14 protein-coding genes, 5 tRNA genes and 1 pseudogene are annotated in these 15760 nt (G+C 55.2%); 8 read left to right on the top strand and 12 right to left on the bottom strand.

Annotated features, from left to right (window positions below; genetic code table 11):
* The first annotated feature begins 271 nt into the window (after window positions 1–271).
* From proV to leuA, 8 genes and pseudogenes are all read left to right on the top strand, one after another.
* Complete coding sequence (proV, locus tag ABLV78_RS05635) at window positions 272–1474, top strand: glycine betaine/L-proline ABC transporter ATP-binding protein ProV (RefSeq protein WP_045395207.1); 1203 nt, start codon at window positions 272–274, stop codon at window positions 1472–1474.
* On the top strand, window positions 1467–2531 hold the full coding sequence (gene proW, locus ABLV78_RS05630) for a glycine betaine/L-proline ABC transporter permease ProW (RefSeq protein ID WP_045395210.1): 1065 nt from the start codon (window positions 1467–1469) through the stop codon (window positions 2529–2531). The genes proV and proW overlap by 8 nt, the downstream gene beginning before the upstream one ends.
* Before the next feature lie 14 nt (window positions 2532–2545).
* Window positions 2546–3541, top strand: a complete 996-nt coding sequence (proX, locus tag ABLV78_RS05625; protein ID WP_045395213.1) for a glycine betaine/L-proline ABC transporter substrate-binding protein ProX — start codon at window positions 2546–2548, stop codon at window positions 3539–3541.
* A 228-nt stretch (window positions 3542–3769) separates the two neighbouring features.
* Window positions 3770–3925 (top strand): annotated as a pseudogene (locus ABLV78_RS05620) (hypothetical protein); the annotation flags it as partial.
* 63 nt (window positions 3926–3988) lie between these two features.
* Window positions 3989–4519, top strand: a complete 531-nt coding sequence (mprA, locus tag ABLV78_RS05615) for a transcriptional repressor MprA (RefSeq protein ID WP_015370069.1) — start codon at window positions 3989–3991, stop codon at window positions 4517–4519.
* 131 nt (window positions 4520–4650) lie between these two features.
* The gene (gene emrA, locus ABLV78_RS05610) at window positions 4651–5823 is read left to right on the top strand and encodes a multidrug efflux MFS transporter periplasmic adaptor subunit EmrA (RefSeq protein WP_015370068.1); all 1173 of its coding nucleotides are present in this window, start codon (window positions 4651–4653) and stop codon (window positions 5821–5823) included.
* Between the two features lie 15 nt (window positions 5824–5838).
* Window positions 5839–7377, top strand: coding sequence for a multidrug efflux MFS transporter permease subunit EmrB (emrB, locus tag ABLV78_RS05605; RefSeq protein WP_045395214.1), 1539 nt, complete (start codon window positions 5839–5841; stop codon window positions 7375–7377).
* 137 nt (window positions 7378–7514) lie between these two features.
* The gene (gene leuA, locus ABLV78_RS05600) at window positions 7515–9173 is read left to right on the top strand and encodes a 2-isopropylmalate synthase (protein WP_047044334.1); all 1659 of its coding nucleotides are present in this window, start codon (window positions 7515–7517) and stop codon (window positions 9171–9173) included.
* Here the strand turns inward: leuA and ABLV78_RS05595 are convergent.
* The 12 genes from ABLV78_RS05595 to csrA form a co-directional block, all read right to left on the bottom strand.
* Window positions 9170–9937, bottom strand: a complete 768-nt coding sequence (locus ABLV78_RS05595; protein ID WP_047044332.1) for an AraC family transcriptional regulator — start codon at window positions 9935–9937, stop codon at window positions 9170–9172. The two genes, leuA and ABLV78_RS05595, sit on opposite strands and share 4 nt — an antisense overlap.
* Window positions 9938–9985: 48 nt before the next feature.
* Window positions 9986–10501, bottom strand: coding sequence for an S-ribosylhomocysteine lyase (luxS, locus tag ABLV78_RS05590; protein WP_015370064.1), 516 nt, complete (start codon window positions 10499–10501; stop codon window positions 9986–9988).
* A gap of 164 nt (window positions 10502–10665) precedes the next feature.
* Window positions 10666–12222, bottom strand: a complete 1557-nt coding sequence (gene gshA, locus ABLV78_RS05585) for a glutamate--cysteine ligase (protein WP_047044330.1) — start codon at window positions 12220–12222, stop codon at window positions 10666–10668.
* Window positions 12223–12288: 66 nt separating this feature from the next.
* On the bottom strand, window positions 12289–12717 hold the full coding sequence (locus ABLV78_RS05580; protein ID WP_047044328.1) for a YqaA family protein: 429 nt from the start codon (window positions 12715–12717) through the stop codon (window positions 12289–12291).
* Window positions 12714–13280: a fructose-1-phosphate/6-phosphogluconate phosphatase gene (gene yqaB / locus ABLV78_RS05575; protein WP_045395223.1), complete on the bottom strand. Its 567-nt coding sequence runs from the start codon at window positions 13278–13280 to the stop codon at window positions 12714–12716. Before yqaB ends, ABLV78_RS05580 begins: the two co-directional genes overlap by 4 nt.
* 125 nt (window positions 13281–13405) lie before the next feature.
* Window positions 13406–13720, bottom strand: a complete 315-nt coding sequence (locus tag ABLV78_RS05570) for a BON domain-containing protein (protein WP_015370060.1) — start codon at window positions 13718–13720, stop codon at window positions 13406–13408.
* Window positions 13721–14015: 295 nt separating this feature from the next.
* Window positions 14016–14092, bottom strand: a tRNA-Arg gene (locus tag ABLV78_RS05565).
* Window positions 14093–14280: 188 nt separating this feature from the next.
* Window positions 14281–14357, bottom strand: a tRNA-Arg gene (locus ABLV78_RS05560).
* Window positions 14358–14546: 189 nt separating this feature from the next.
* Window positions 14547–14623: transfer RNA gene (locus ABLV78_RS05555), tRNA-Arg, on the bottom strand.
* A gap of 150 nt (window positions 14624–14773) precedes the next feature.
* Window positions 14774–14850 (bottom strand) — tRNA-Arg (locus ABLV78_RS05550).
* A gap of 4 nt (window positions 14851–14854) precedes the next feature.
* A tRNA-Ser gene (locus ABLV78_RS05545) sits at window positions 14855–14947 on the bottom strand.
* Window positions 14948–15284: 337 nt separating this feature from the next.
* Window positions 15285–15470: a carbon storage regulator CsrA gene (csrA, locus tag ABLV78_RS05540; RefSeq protein ID WP_000906486.1), complete on the bottom strand. Its 186-nt coding sequence runs from the start codon at window positions 15468–15470 to the stop codon at window positions 15285–15287.
* Between the last annotated feature and the right edge of the window lie 290 nt (window positions 15471–15760).

The following is a 15760-nucleotide window of genomic DNA, read 5'->3' as shown; positions in this document are numbered from 1 at the left end:
ATAATCTACTGACCATTCCCTCGTCATATTTCCTTCATTTAAGCCAATTTTCCCATTCATTATTCATGCATAATCAAAAAATATCATCAGCCGTATATGATGGCTCAGCCCTTATATCATGGGCAATTCAGCCAGAGTTCTCCTTTCAGATTTTGGCTAGCTATTCACATCGAGGGTTGTCACAGAATCTCAGTATGTTAGGGTGTAAACAGGTAATAAACTTCACCAGGTACGATATCGATATAATTAAAGACAGGAAATCATTTATTGCATGGCAATTAAATTAGAAATTAAGAATCTCTATAAGATATTTGGCGAGCACCCGCAACGCGCGTTCAAATATATTGAAAAAGGACTTAGCAAAGAGCAAATACTGGAAAAAACGGGGCTATCGCTTGGCGTTAAAGACGCCAGTCTGGCCATTGAAGAAGGCGAGATATTCGTCATCATGGGACTTTCCGGCTCAGGAAAATCCACCATGGTTCGCCTTCTCAATCGCCTGATTGAACCCACCCGCGGACAGGTGCTGATTGACGGCGTGGATATCGCCAAAATCTCAGATGCCGAGCTTCGCGAGGTGCGCAGGAAAAAGATTGCGATGGTTTTCCAGTCATTCGCCCTGATGCCGCATATGAACGTGTTGGATAACACCGCCTTCGGTATGGAGCTGGCCGGCGTTTCCGCCGAAGAGCGCCAGCAGAAAGCGCTGGATGCGCTACGTCAGGTGGGGCTGGAAAATTACGCTCACGCCTATCCCGACGAGCTTTCCGGCGGGATGCGTCAGCGCGTCGGCTTAGCGCGCGCATTAGCGATCAACCCCGATATTCTGCTCATGGATGAGGCCTTCTCAGCGCTTGATCCGTTAATTCGTACTGAAATGCAGGATGAGCTCACCAAATTACAGGCGAAGCATCAACGTACCATCGTCTTTATTTCCCACGATCTTGATGAAGCTATGCGTATTGGCGATCGTATTGCCATTATGCAAAATGGCGAAGTGGTGCAAATTGGCACCCCTGACGAAATTCTGAATAACCCGGCGAATGATTACGTTCGTACTTTCTTCCGCGGCGTGGATATTAGCCAGGTATTTAGCGCTAAGGATATTGCCCGCCGTAGTCCGGTTGGCCTGATTCGTAAAACCCCCGGTTTCGGCCCGCGTTCGGCGCTGAAATTATTGCAGGATGAAGACCGCGAATATGGTTACGTCATTGAACGCGGTAATAAGTTTGTCGGCATTGTCTCCATCGACTCTCTGAAAAGCGCGCTGAGCGAAAATCAGGGGCTTGATGCGGCGTTAATTGACTCCCCGCAGCCGGTGGAAGCACAAACGCCGCTCAGCGACCTGCTCTCCCACGTCGGCCAGGCGCCCTGCGCCGTCCCGGTGGTGGATGAAGGGCACCAGTATCTCGGCATTATTTCAAAACGCATGCTGCTACAGGCTTTAGATCGCGAGGGGGCAAACAATGGCTGATCAATCGAATCCATGGGATACCGCTGCGCCAGCGGATAACGCGGCGCAGTCCGCCGACGCCTGGGGCAACCCAACACCCGCGCCCGCTGACGGCGGCGGCGCCGACTGGCTTAATAGCGCGCCTGCGCCGCAGCCAGAACATTTTAATATTATGGATCCGTTCCATAAAACGCTGATCCCGCTTGATAGTTGGGTCACCCACGCCATCGACTGGATCGTGCTGCACTTCCGTCCGCTGTTCCAGGGGATCCGCGTGCCGGTGGATTATATTCTCAGCGCTTTCCAGCAGCTGTTGCTGGGGATGCCGGCGCCGGTGGCGATTATTCTCTTCGCCCTGATCGCCTGGCAGATCTCCAGCGTCGGCATGGGTATCGCCACTCTGGTCTCGCTGGTAGCCATCGGCGCTATTGGCGCATGGTCGCAGGCGATGGTCACTCTGGCGCTGGTGCTTACCGCGCTGCTGTTCTGCATGATAATCGGCCTGCCGCTGGGGATCTGGCTGGCGCGTAGCCCGCGAGCGGCGAAAATCATCCGCCCGTTACTTGACGCGATGCAGACCACACCGGCGTTCGTCTACCTGGTACCGATCGTCATGCTGTTCGGTATCGGCAACGTTCCGGGCGTGGTGGTGACCATTATCTTCGCCCTGCCGCCAATTGTCCGCCTGACCATCCTCGGGATTAACCAGGTACCGGCAGACCTCATTGAAGCTTCACGCTCCTTCGGCGCCAGCCCGCGCCAGCTGCTGTTTAAAGTCCAGCTGCCGCTGGCGATGCCGACCATCATGGCCGGCGTCAACCAGACGCTGATGCTGGCCCTGTCGATGGTCGTTATTGCCTCGATGATCGCCGTCGGCGGCCTCGGTCAAATGGTGCTGCGCGGTATTGGCCGCCTGGATATGGGGCTGGCGAGCGTCGGCGGGGTCGGGATCGTTATCCTCGCGATTATCCTTGACCGCCTGACCCAAGCCGTCGGCCGTGATTCCCGCAGCCGCGGTAATCGCCGCTGGTACGCCACCGGACCTCTGGGGCTGATTACCCGCCCTTTCTGTAAATAAGAGAAGGAATAACGATGCGACATACTACACTCCTTGCCACAGCGTTTACCGCCCTCGTCACGACCAGCGCGTTTGCTGCCGAGCTGCCGGGTAAAGGCATCACCGTGAAACCGGCGCAGAGCACCATTTCGGAAGAAACCTTCCAGACGCTGCTGGTCAGCCGCGCGCTGGAAAAACTGGGCTATACCGTCGAAAAGCCGAGCGAAGTCGACTATAACGTCGCCTACACCTCCATCGCCTCTGGCGATGCCACCTTTATCGCCACCAACTGGCAACCGCTGCACGATGATATGTACGCGGCGGCGGGCGGCGATAAAAAATTCTACCGTGAAGGAACCTTCGTTACCGGCGCGGCACAGGGCTACCTGATCGATAAGAAAACCGCCGAGCAGTACCATATTAAGTCCATCGACCAGTTGAAAGATCCGAAGATCGCCAAACTGTTCGATACCAACGGCGATGGCAAAGCCGACCTCACCGGTTGTACCCCAGGCTGGGGCTGCGAGGCGGTCATCAACCATCAGATTGATGCCTACGGGCTGAACAATAAAGTGGTCCATAACCAGGGCAACTACGCGGCGATGATGGCCGATACCATCGCCCGTTATAAAGAAGGCAAACCGATTCTTTATTATACCTGGACGCCGTACTGGGTCAGCGACGTGCTGAAACCGGGTAAAGATGTGGTCTGGCTGCAGGTGCCGTTCTCCTCCCTGCCGGGAGAACAGAAAGATATCGACACCAAGCTGCCGAACGGCGTCAACTATGGCTTCCCGGTGAACACCATGCACATCGTCGCCAACAAAGCCTGGACCGAGAAGAACCCGGCGGCGGCGAAGCTGTTTAGCCTGATGAAGCTGCCAATTGCCGATATCAACGCCGAAAACGCGATGATGCATGCCGGTCATGCTTCAGAAGCCGACATCAACGGCCACGTTGATGGTTGGATTAAAGCCCACCAGCAGTTGTTCGACGGCTGGGTAAAAGAAGCGCTGGCGGCGCAGAAGTAATTTCTCCCCTCTCCCCACGGCGGTTTGCCGTCGTGGGGCTGCCCTTTCCCCCATAGCAGCATGAAACGAATATGCCTAAAAAAGCGGATATTCTGATTTCCCATTTTCGCGATTGTGAAGCCATCACGCCGTCTGCTAAGGTGAGCAAATCTTTCCAGGCGTAATTTTCACCAGCGTTATCAATAAGTCACCGATATGGAAACGCCTGCTCCCCGACGTCAGCGCCATTGGCTACCAACACGGGTAGGTTGCGCCGCGTTCAGGTTGAGCTTACAGGCGACGAACAGCATTATTATCCCTACGCAACTCAGCGCTTTAGCCTATGGTTTGGCATGGAAAATCGGCGTCTCGCCGGAGATTTTAAGTATTAATAGTGACCGATAATTCATTTGCTTTATTTGTCACAATAGTTATTATATCGGCTGTAATTAATGAGGTTATACCCAAATGGATAGTTCGTTTACTCCCATTGAGCAGATGCTCAAATTCCGCGCCAGCCGCCATGAAGATTTCCCTTTCCAGGAGATTCTCCTCACCCGTCTCTGTATGCACATGCAGGGTAAGCTGCTGGAAAACCGTAACAAAATGCTGAAAGCGCAAGGGATTAACGAGACATTATTTATGGCGCTGATAACGCTTGAGTCTCAGGAAAATCACAGCATTCAACCTTCCGAGCTGAGCTGCGCGCTGGGTTCGTCACGCACTAATGCCACCCGTATCGCCGACGAACTGGAAAAACGCGGCTGGATCGAGCGTCGTGAAAGCGACAACGATCGTCGCTGCCTGCATCTGCAGCTAACCGACAAAGGTCATCAATTCTTGCGCGAGGTATTACCTCCGCAGCACAACTGCCTGCACCAGCTGTGGTCTTCTTTGAGCACTGCGGAAAAAGACCAGCTGGAGCACATCACCCGCAAACTGCTTGGCCGCCTCGACCAAATGGAAGAAGACGGCGCGCTGGCGGGATCCCTGCGCTAAGCACGGAGCCGCACAACATTTTGAGTTGCAAGGAACACGGTCAGGCCAGCAGATTTTCTGCTGGCCTTTCTGGTAAACAGGTCGGCTCAGCCGATGTGAAATAATAAGAATGTAAAATTGTGGAGAATCAGATGAGCGAAAATGCGGCGAGCCAAACTCCGCAGCAATCAGGCAGCAAGAAAGGGAAACGCAAAGGCGCCCTTCTGCTCCTGACCTTGCTCTTTGTTATTGTGGCCGTAGCCTACGGCATTTATTGGTTTTTAGTCCTGCGTCATTATGAAGAGACCGATGACGCTTATGTGGCAGGGAACCAGGTACAGATCATGGCGCAGGTTTCCGGTAGCGTCACCAAGGTCTGGGCCGACAACACCGACTTTGTGCAACAAGGCGATCCGCTGGTCACCCTCGACCAGACCGACGCCCAGCAGGCGTTTGAAAAAGCCAAAACCCAGCTGGCGGCAAGCGTGCGCCAGACTCGCCAGCAGATGATCAACAGCAAGCAGCTGCAGGCGAATATTGACGTCAAAAAAACCGCCCTCGCCCAGGCGCAGGCAGACCTTAATCGCCGTATCCCGCTGGGCGCCGCGAACCTGATTGGCCGCGAAGAACTGCAGCACGCTCGTGACACCGTCGCCAGCGCCCAGGCCGAACTCGACGTCGCTATTCAACAGTACAACGCCAACCAGGCGATCGTACTGGGCACCAAACTGGAACAGCAGCCTGCGGTGCTGCAGGCGGCGACCGAAGTCCGCAACGCCTGGCTGGCGCTGCAGCGTACGCAAATCGTCAGCCCGATTAGCGGCTACGTTTCCCGCCGCTCGGTGCAGCCTGGCGCGCAGATTGGCACCACTACCCCGCTGATGGCGGTGGTTCCGGCTACCAACCTGTGGGTTGACGCCAACTTTAAAGAGACCCAGCTTGCCCATATGCGTATCGGCCAGCCGGCGACCATCGTCAGCGATATCTACGGCGATGACGTGAAGTACACCGGTAAAGTGGTCGGCCTGGATATGGGTACCGGCAGCGCCTTCTCCCTGCTGCCGGCGCAAAACGCCACCGGCAACTGGATCAAAGTCGTCCAGCGTCTGCCGGTTCGTATCGAAATAGATGCTAAACAGCTGGCGCAACATCCGCTGCGCATCGGCCTGTCGACGCTGGTTGAAGTAGACACCAGCAATCGCGAAGGCGAGATGCTGGCAAGCCAGGTACGTAGCTCGCCGGTCTATGAAAGTAATGCCCGTGAAATCGGCCTTGAGCCGGTAAATAAACTGATCGACGGTATCATCCAGGCCAACGCCGGATAATTCGGGGTGAGCGTAATGCAACAGCAAAAACCGCTCGAAGGCGCGCAACTGGTCATCATGACCATTGCGCTGTCGCTGGCGACTTTCATGCAGGTGCTGGACTCCACTATCGCCAACGTGGCTATTCCGACCATTGCCGGTAACCTTGGCTCGTCGCTAAGTCAGGGGACCTGGGTCATCACCTCGTTTGGGGTGGCGAACGCTATCTCCATCCCAATTACCGGCTGGCTGGCTAAGCGCGTCGGCGAAGTGAAACTCTTCGTCTGGTCGACGGTGGCATTCGCCATCGCCTCCTGGGCCTGCGGGGTGTCAAATAGCCTGACGATGCTGATTTTCTTCCGCGTGATTCAGGGGATCGTCGCCGGTCCGCTGATCCCGCTATCGCAGAGTCTGCTGCTCAGCAACTACCCGCCAGCGAAGCGCTCAATCGCGCTGGCGCTGTGGTCGATGACGGTCATCGTCGCGCCGATTTGCGGCCCGATTCTCGGCGGCTATATCAGCGATAACTACCACTGGGGCTGGATCTTCTTCATCAACGTGCCGATTGGCGTGGCGGTGGTTCTCATGACGCTGCAAACCCTGCGCGGCCGCGAAACCCGCACCGAACAGCGGCGTATCGACGGCGTCGGGCTGGCGCTGCTGATTATCGGGATCGGCAGCCTGCAGGTTATGCTCGACCGCGGTAAAGAGCTCGACTGGTTCGCCTCCAACGAGATTATCATCCTGACCATCGTGGCGGTGGTGGCGATAAGTTTCCTCATCGTCTGGGAGTTGACCGACGATAACCCGATAGTCGACCTGTCGCTGTTTAAGTCGCGTAACTTTACCATCGGCTGCTTGTGTATCAGTCTGGCCTATATGCTCTACTTCGGCGCCATTGTATTGCTGCCGCAGCTTCTACAGGAGGTATACGGCTACACCGCCACCTGGGCCGGTTTGGCTTCGGCGCCGGTCGGGGTGATCCCGGTCATTCTGTCGCCGATTATCGGCCGCTTTGCCCATAAGCTCGATATGCGGCGGCTGGTGACCTTCAGCTTTATTATGTATGCGGTGTGCTTCTACTGGCGCGCGTGGACCTTCGAACCGGGAATGGACTTTGGCGCATCGGCCTGGCCGCAGTTTATCCAGGGCTTTGCGGTGGCCTGTTTCTTCATGCCGCTGACCACCATCACTCTCTCTGGCCTCCCGCCGGAGCGGCTGGCGGCGGCATCGAGCTTGTCGAACTTTACCCGAACCCTTGCCGGCTCCATCGGTACCTCAATTACCACCACCATGTGGACCAACCGCGAGGCGCTGCACCATGCGCAGCTCACCGAGTCGGTGACGCCGTTCAACCCCAACGCCCAGCAGATGTACGATCAACTACAGGGTATGGGAATGACCCAGCAGCAGGCTTCCGGCTGGATTGCCCAGCAGATAACCAACCAGGGGTTGATTATCTCCGCCAACGAAATCTTCTGGGTCTCAGCGGGGATCTTTATCCTTCTGCTAAGCCTGGTGTGGTTCGCCAGGCCGCCGTTCAGCGCCGGCGGCGGTGGCGGAGGCGCGCACTAAGTATCAACAAAAGGGACCTACGGGTCCCTTTTTTATTGCCGCGACCTTGTCCATTTCACGCTAGCTTCTGTCCATTTCGCTAAAGCCGCCGATGCGTTATGTCATGCAGGATAAAGCTCCGACTACAGGAGAACATCATGCTGACCAATCCTTGCGAAAAATACAGCCCTTATCCGCCTATCGCCCTGCCCGATCGCCAGTGGCCCGAGCGGCAAATCACTACCGCGCCGCGCTGGCTTTCCACCGATTTGCGCGACGGCAACCAGGCGCTGGCCGAACCGATGGATGCCGCACGCAAGCTGCAGTTCTGGGATCTGTTGCTTGAGTGCGGTTTTAAAGAAATAGAGGTCGCCTTCCCCTCCGCCTCGCAAACCGACTTCAACTTTGTGCGCCAGCTGATTGACGAGCAGCGCATCCCTGAAGATGTCACCATTCAGGTACTGACTCAGGCGCGGGAAGAACTCATAGCGCGAACCTTTGAAGCGCTGCGCGGCGCCCGACAGGCAATTATCCATCTCTACAATGCCACCGCGCCGCTGTTTCGCGAGCTGGTTTTCGGCATGGAAAAGGCCGAAGTGATCGAGCTCGCCACTCGCGCCACCCGGCTTATTCGTCAGCATTGCGAACATCAGCCGGACACCCGTTGGCAATATGAATATTCACCGGAAACCTTCTGTTTTACCGAGCCGGAATTCGCCCTTGAAATCTGCGAAGCGGTGGCGGAAATCTGGCAGCCCTGCGGCGAACGGCCAATGATTATTAATCTTCCGGCAACGGTCGAAGTCAACACGCCGAACGTCTACGCCGATCGGATTGAATATTTTTGCCGCCACTTCTCGCGCCGCCAGGATGTGTGTATCAGCGTGCATCCGCATAACGATCGCGGTACCGGCGTCGCCAGCGCCGAACTGGCGGTGATGGCCGGCGCCGATCGCGTGGAAGGCTGTCTGTTCGGCAATGGCGAGCGCACCGGCAACGTCTGTCTGGTCACGCTGGCGATGAATCTCTATAGCCAGGGCGTGGATCCGCAGTTGCGCTTTACGCAGATGAATCGGGTAGTGGAGATCGTCGAGAACTGCAACCAGCTCCCGGTACATCCACGGCATCCCTGGGCAGGCAGTCTGGCCTACACCGCCTTTTCCGGTTCGCATCAGGATGCCATTAAAAAAGGGTTTGATGCCCGTAAGCCGGGAGATCGCTGGCAAATGCCGTATTTACCTATCGATCCACAGGATATCGGCTGCAGCTATGAAGCGGTGATCCGTGTTAACAGCCAGTCAGGTAAAAGCGGCAGCGCATGGCTGATTGAGCAGAACCACGGTCTTAAGCTGCCGCGGGCGTTGCAGCAGGACTTCAGCCAGTACGTTCAGCAAGAAACGGATAGCCATGGTAAAGAAATGACCCATAACGCGTTATGGCAGCTGTTTCGCAGCCGTTATGGCCTGCTGGCGCAGCCGACGCTGGCGTTACTCGACTATCAGAGCGACGGCCAGCAAGATGGCGAACTGACGTTGCAGGCTGCGCTGCGGATGAATGGCGAAACCCGCCGCTTAAACGGACGTGGTAATGGTTTGTTATCCGCCGCCGCCAACGGCCTGAGCGCGCTGTTAAAACGTCATTTCGTCATCAAGGACTACCACGAGCATACCCTCGGGGCGCGCAGCGACAGCCGCTCCGTTGCCTATATTCGCTGCGTCTTTGCCAATGGCGAAAGCCGATGGGGCGTGGGCATTGATAATGACGTTGCCCGCGCCTCGTTACAGGCGTTGTGTAATGCCGTTCATACCAGGGATTAATCCAACGGGCGAAAATAGTCGCTGGGCGCGGTCCCCATGACCCGGCGGAACATGGCGCTAAAAGCGCTGTGGCTGCTGTAACCCAGATCCAGCGCCACCCGTAGCACCGACTGCCCCTGCGCCAGGCGAACCAGCGCCTCCATCAGCTTCGCCCGGCGCACCCATTCGCTCCACGTCAGGCTGGTCTGCTGTTGAAAATGGCGGTTCAGCGTACGCTCGCTCATCCCGCCGGCTTGCGCTGCCTCACGACTGCTCCACGGCTCACCGGGCGCTTCGCGCACCCGCTGGCACAACCGACGCAGGCTATCGCTATGCGGTTCCGGCAAACCGAACGGTAATACCGACATCCCACGAATTTCATCCAGCATCAGTTCATAGATACGTTCGTCGCGGGTGCCGGGGAAATAGCGCTCTTCCAGCGCCAGCGACGCGACGATAAGCTCACGCAGCAGCGGTGAGATCTGCACGATCTGGCAGCTAGAGGGCAGATCGGCGCGGGCCAGCGGATCGATAAATAACGTCCGCGCGGCCACATTGCCGGTTATGCGCAACGCGTGCGGCGTATGTGCCGGTAGCCAAACGCCGCGCCCCGGCGGCACGACCCAGAATCCGACCGGCGTTTCCACCCGAACCACGCCGCTGAGAATATGCAATAACTGAGCGCAGTCGTGGCAATGCATCGGTTCGCTATCGCCGTGGGCGTAATCATGGGCAAATGGCACCAGCGCGCGGTGCTGAAAGGAAAAGGAGAGCGTTGTCGACATGATAAGCGGAGAGCGGCCCGACGCGATTGCCGGGCCGACGCAGGCGCACTAGATGTGCAGTTCTTGCAGTTTTTCTTTCGGCAGCGCCAGCTCATCGTTGCTGTTGATGCGAACATCACGCTCAATGATGTGGCGAGCGATATCCTGCGCTTCTTCCAGCGAGTGCATGGTGTAGGTTCCGCACTGGTAGACGTTCAGCTCAGGGATCTGATTCTGATCTTTGACTTTCAGCACGTCAGCCATCGCCGCTTTCCAGGCATCGGCCACGCGTTGCTCTTCCGGCGTACCAATCAGGCTCATGTAGAAACCGGTACGGCAGCCCATCGGAGAGATGTCGATAATTTCCACGCCATTACCGTTCAGGTGATCGCGCATGAAACCAGCAAACAGGTGCTCCAGTGTATGAATACCGCGCTCCGGCATCACTTCCTGGTTCGGTACGCAGAATCGCAGATCGAAAACGGTGATTTGATCGCCGTGCGGCGTGTTCATTTTCTTCGCGACGCGCACCGCAGGCGCTTCCATTCGGGTATGGTCGACTGTGAAACTATCTAACAACGGCATTCTTCACCTCCGATAGTGATTTTTTTTTAAAATAAAATGAACTCTTCGTTCAACAGCGAGTCTGAGTATATGAAAGACGCGCATTTATTATCATCATCATCCCTGAATCAGAGATGAAAGTTTGGCCACAGTGATGTGGCCTTTTTCTTTTGTAGCGCTTTTTACTACGCGTGTCGTGCTAAAAGTGCCTCGAACGGCTCGCTATCTTCCGCTTCCACTTTTTTCTGTCGCGCGACCGACGCATCACGTTCGGCGATAAAATCTTCTTCGCTTAAAATTTCCAGCGGTTCATCGCGCAGCATCGTACGATACTCATCAGCCAGCTTACGCCCGGTACCGCCAATCCCTTCTTCAATCATAGAACGCAGAATGCGCGCTGAGAACGTTAATTCCGGATCGTCGAAGCACGCCAGCAGCTCATCGCACACTTGTTGATAGGCCTCGCCGCCGTGGATGCTGTCCAGCGTTTGCGCCACGCGACGTAAATCACGGAACAGATCTTTACCCACCTGCGCCAGCGGGAACTGCGCGCTTTCGCAGCCAATTCCCAGCGTCAGGCCCGGTTTGCGGCCTTCAAGAATCACCCGGTTCCAGTTAGTACGAGTACACAGCAGTTCGCTGCTGCTCATCTCCGGCGCATCGGCCAGTACGCACCAGACCATAAACAGATCGAGGAAGCGCACCTGCTGCTCATCGACGCCGATTGGCGAGAATGGGTTGATATCCAGCGAACGCACTTCGATATACTCAATGCCGCCGCGCAGCAGCGCATCCGACGGCGTTTCACCGCTACGGGTCACCCGTTTCGGGCGAATCGGCGCGTACAGCTCGTTTTCAATCTGCAGAATATTGCTGTTGATCTGCAGATGCTTACCGTCTTTCTCAAGCCCGATTTTAGCGTACTCTTCCGATGGCGTTTTAATCGCCCGCTTCAATCCTGCCACATACTCATGCAGATCGTTAAACGTAATTCCGAGATTGCTTTGCGACTTATTGGTATAACCGAGGTCGCTAAGACGCAGAGAAGTGGCGTATGGCAGGTAGTACATGCCGTTTCCGGCCTTCTCAAACGGCAGAGTCGTCGGTTTGCCTTGCAGGAACGAGGAGCAAATCGCCGGCGACGCGCCGAACAGGTACGGAATTACCCAACCGAAACGGTAGTAGTTACGAATCGAGCGGAAATAACCGGCCGAGATCGCCTCTTTGCCGCTTTCCGCGTCTTCCACGCCGCACTTGGCCTGCCAGAACGCCATCGGCAGCGAGAAGTTATAGTGCACGCCAGAAATGGTTTGCATCAGCGCGCCGTAGCGGTTTTTCAGCCCTTCGCGATACAACGTCTTCAGACGGCCAACGTTAGAGGTACCGTACTGCGCCAGTTCAATTTCCTGACCCGGCGCGATATAGCACGGCATGCTCAGCGGCCACATCCGCTCGTCTCCGAGCTGGCGGGCGGTGAAGCGATGCACATCGCGCAGGAAAGTCAGCATATGATCGACATCGCCATCCACTGGGGTAATAAACTCCAGCAGGGCTTCGGCAAAATCAGTGGTAATCCATTTATGGGTCAGCGCCGAACCTAAAGCTAAAGGATGGCCGGTAGTGGCCAGCGTGCCGTCGGCGTTAACGCGCAGCGTTTCGCGCTCAAGCCCACGTTTAATGCCTTGCAGCGCCTGCGGATTTTTTTCCAGCCAGGCCAGCGCCTGTGATACATCCGGGATCAATTTGACCTCCCGCCTGTCGAAATCGTTTGAATTAGCATAATTGTAATGGTTGAACAATCAGTCCAATTAGTGCCACCACGTCATGCCCTGAAGGGTTGCCGCCGCAATGACGATATAACGCAACGCCTTACCAAGGCATAAAAAAAAGAGCACTGGTCCCCAGGAAATGCGCATCCATCCCGCCAGTAAACACAGCAAATCGCCTATAACAGGCGCCCAGCTCAATAATAATGTCACCGCGCCATAGCGTTTAAGCCAGCCGGTTGCCCTCTCCTGCCAGCGCGACTGCTTGCGCAGCGGAAACAGGCGCCCCAGAATAACGTTAGTTACCCCTCCAAGGCTATTGCCGATTGTTGCTATTAATACCAGCAGCCACGGTTGACTTGCCCCCGTAAGAAGCATAGCAACCAGCACCACTTCCGAGTTGCCGGGCAGTAAAGTGGCGCTTAAAAAGCTGCTGGCAAAAAGCGACAGGAGCGACAGCGCGTCGCTCACAACAGACGCACATCCACAGCATCCATACCCGCGCGCTTCGCCGCTTCCAGACCGAAGTCGGCATCTTCAAAGACCACGCAGGTTTCCGGCGCGACGCCCATGCGCTCCGCGCATAGCAGGAAGGTATCTGGCGCAGGTTTATGCTGCGTCACGTGATCGGCAGCCACCACCGCGGAGAAGTAGTGGCGCAGGCCGAGATGCGCCAGTAGCGCTTCGGCGACGGCGCTTTCGCTACCGGTGCCGACCGACATCGGGCGACGGCCATGCCACTCCTTTACCACGTCAATGAGCGGTAACGGGCGCACGCTATCCAGCAGCATCGCTTTAACGGCCACAGTTTTTTCCTGCGCCAGACGATGCGGATCTAAATCAGCCTGATTCAGCTCAATGATCGCCTGGGCAATACGCCAGGTTGGAGAACCGTTGAGCGCGACCACGGCCTGTTCATCGAAACGCATACCGTAACGGCCCAATACTTCACGCCATGCCTTACGATGCGTCGGCTCGGTATCGAGGATGGTGCCATCCATATCGAAAATCAGTCCTGCGTAACGTTGGTACATCGTGTTCTCACAAACAGGATAAGGAAACGTTACTGTATCGCAAAAGGCGGGTTTTGTCGCGGGGGGCCAGAGACCGCAAAGGCGCCCGCAGGCGCCTTAAGTAATTAGGGAGTGCAAAAATCGCTTTATTTGATTCGCAGGTCGTTCTCAACCACGCGCACGCCCTGTACGCGACGGGTGACCTCTACCGCACGTTTAGCGCTCTCAGCCGACGATACAAAACCGCTCAGCTGTACGCGGCCTTTAAAGGTCTGCACGCTAATTTCTGAGGATTTGATATCTTTTTCGTTAAACAGCGCGCTTTTAACCTTGGTGGTTACCACGGTATCGTCAATATAACCGCCGGTGCTTTCTTTGGTGGACGATCCGGCACAGCCTGCCAGAGATACGGCGACCAGAAGCGTTGCGCAAAAGGCAGGTATTGCTTTGAACCATTTCATTGATTTCTCTCCTTGCATTCATCACACCCGGTTCAGGTAGATCTACAGGGATAAATTATAGTGGAAAGAGCGACTTGCCAATAAGAAATGTGTTGATTATCGAGGAGATAAAATGCGTCGTACTGAGGAGATGAAAATTGGAGAGTTTTATTGAAGAGAAGATGGTGCATCCGGGAGGATGCACTCGGCTGCGTCTCGCCCTACGGGCCGTTGCTAACGCAACGTTATCCTCCCTGGTACTCGCGATAATTTCGCATACCATGCAACATTGAGATTGCTGTTACTAAGGAGAATATGGTGCATCCGGGAGGATTCGAACCTCCGACCGCTCGGTTCGTAGCCGAGTACTCTATCCAGCTGAGCTACGGATGCATCGGGAAAGCTATTTAACTGCGAGGTTATTCTGTTGCAAATCTCATGGCGAGAAGATGGTGCATCCGGGAGGATGACTCGTCTACGCCTCGCCCTACGGGCCGTTGCTTACGCAACGTTATCCTCCCTGTGCTTGCGATAATTCCGCAAACCATAAAACAACGTCGTCGCTGTTACTAAGGAGAATATGGTGCATCCGGGAGGATTCGAACCTCCGACCGCTCGGTTCGTAGCCGAGTACTCTATCCAGCTGAGCTACGGATGCATCGGAATAACTAGTTTACTACAGAATTCATCTGAATAATTCAGAATCAGGCAAGAATGGTGCATCCGGGAGGATGACTCGTCTACGCCTCGCCCTACGGGCCGTTGCTTACGCAACGTTATCCTCCCTGGTGCTGGCGAAAATTTCGCAGACCATGTAACAACGATATGGCTGTTACTAAGGAGAATATGGTGCATCCGGGAGGATTCGAACCTCCGACCGCTCGGTTCGTAGCCGAGTACTCTATCCAGCTGAGCTACGGATGCATCGGGAAACTTGCTTTACTACGCGTCAGTGTCACAACTAACACATGCCACACTGAGTATGATGGAGTAATCGGTAGAGTGACTCGATTACGCCTCGCACTGCGGGCCGCTGCTTTCACAGCGTTCTTCTTTCTGTTTACAGAGAGAAGATGGTGCATCCGGGAGGATTCGAACCTCCGACCGCTCGGTTCGTAGCCGAGTACTCTATCCAGCTGAGCTACGGATGCAAAATGGCGGTGAGGCGGGGATTCGAACCCCGGATGCAGCTTTTGACCGCATACTCCCTTAGCAGGGGAGCGCCTTCAGCCTCTCGGCCACCTCACCACACAACACGCCTCTTGCGAGTGCTTCGAAGAACTTGTTTCTGCTCTTCGTCGCTGCGATGGCGCACATATTACTTTCTGAGACTTATAAGTCAAACAATTTTTCGAGAGCTTTTTCCGTTTGCACACTTCACGCGCAATTAGCCTGCAAAAACGGCAAAAAGAGTATTTTATCAACAGGAAATAGCCCTTTACGGCCACTCAAAAGCGACAACGAAAAATGACGCACGGCGAATAAAAACAAAAGAGAGGATGTCGCGAGAGAAGAAAAAGGAGAAGAAAAGAGAAAAACGACCGCCGGAGGGATGCGCCTCACAATAAAGCGAGGCGCGGAAAGCTTAGTAACTGGACTGCTGGGATTTTTCAGCCTGGATACGCTGGTAGATTTCTTCACGATGTACAGAGACTTCTTTAGGGGCGTTGACACCAATACGTACCTGGTTACCCTTAACCCCTAAAACTGTCACAGTGACCTCATCTCCAATCATGAGGGTCTCACCAACTCGACGAGTCAGAATCAGCATTCTTTGCTCCTTGAAAGATTAAAAGAGTCGGGTCTCTCGCATCCCGGCATTATCCATCATATAACGCCAAAAAGTAAGCGATGACAAACACCTCGCGGTGTAAGCAGTCACGGCATCACATTCTGTTAAACCTAAGTTTAGCCGATCTACACAACTTCAACCCGACTTTATCGTTATCAGTACTTATGACGCAAGATGCCGCTCCCATCAGGTTACGGCACCTATACCCGTCATACTTCAAGTTGCATGTATGTTGGCTTTCCTCACTCACCCCAGTCACTTACTTGAGT

Source organism: Klebsiella sp. CN_Kp075 (genome assembly GCF_040065055.2).
Classification (GTDB): domain Bacteria; phylum Pseudomonadota; class Gammaproteobacteria; order Enterobacterales; family Enterobacteriaceae; genus Klebsiella; species Klebsiella aerogenes.
The sequence above is the reverse complement of the archived record's forward strand: the minus strand, read 5'-3'. Positions and strand labels throughout refer to the sequence as shown.

Excerpts from the sequence above, each read along its gene's own strand:
- csrA (WP_000906486.1), bottom strand. The coding sequence starts at position 15,470 with ATGCTGATTCTGACTCGTCGAGTTGGTGAGACCCTCATGATTGGAGAT.
- yqaB (WP_045395223.1), bottom strand. The coding sequence starts at position 13,280 with ATGTACCAACGTTACGCAGGACTGATTTTCGATATGGATGGCACCATC.
- proV (WP_045395207.1), top strand. The coding sequence starts at position 272 with ATGGCAATTAAATTAGAAATTAAGAATCTCTATAAGATATTTGGCGAG.
- emrB (WP_045395214.1), top strand. The coding sequence starts at position 5,839 with ATGCAACAGCAAAAACCGCTCGAAGGCGCGCAACTGGTCATCATGACC.
- proW (WP_045395210.1), top strand. The coding sequence starts at position 1,467 with ATGGCTGATCAATCGAATCCATGGGATACCGCTGCGCCAGCGGATAAC.
- proX (WP_045395213.1), top strand. The coding sequence starts at position 2,546 with ATGCGACATACTACACTCCTTGCCACAGCGTTTACCGCCCTCGTCACG.
- ABLV78_RS05595 (WP_047044332.1), bottom strand. The coding sequence starts at position 9,937 with ATGTCGACAACGCTCTCCTTTTCCTTTCAGCACCGCGCGCTGGTGCCA.
- emrA (WP_015370068.1), top strand. The coding sequence starts at position 4,651 with ATGAGCGAAAATGCGGCGAGCCAAACTCCGCAGCAATCAGGCAGCAAG.
- leuA (WP_047044334.1), top strand. The coding sequence starts at position 7,515 with ATGCTGACCAATCCTTGCGAAAAATACAGCCCTTATCCGCCTATCGCC.
- luxS (WP_015370064.1), bottom strand. The coding sequence starts at position 10,501 with ATGCCGTTGTTAGATAGTTTCACAGTCGACCATACCCGAATGGAAGCG.
- mprA (WP_015370069.1), top strand. The coding sequence starts at position 3,989 with ATGGATAGTTCGTTTACTCCCATTGAGCAGATGCTCAAATTCCGCGCC.
- ABLV78_RS05570 (WP_015370060.1), bottom strand. The coding sequence starts at position 13,720 with ATGAAATGGTTCAAAGCAATACCTGCCTTTTGCGCAACGCTTCTGGTC.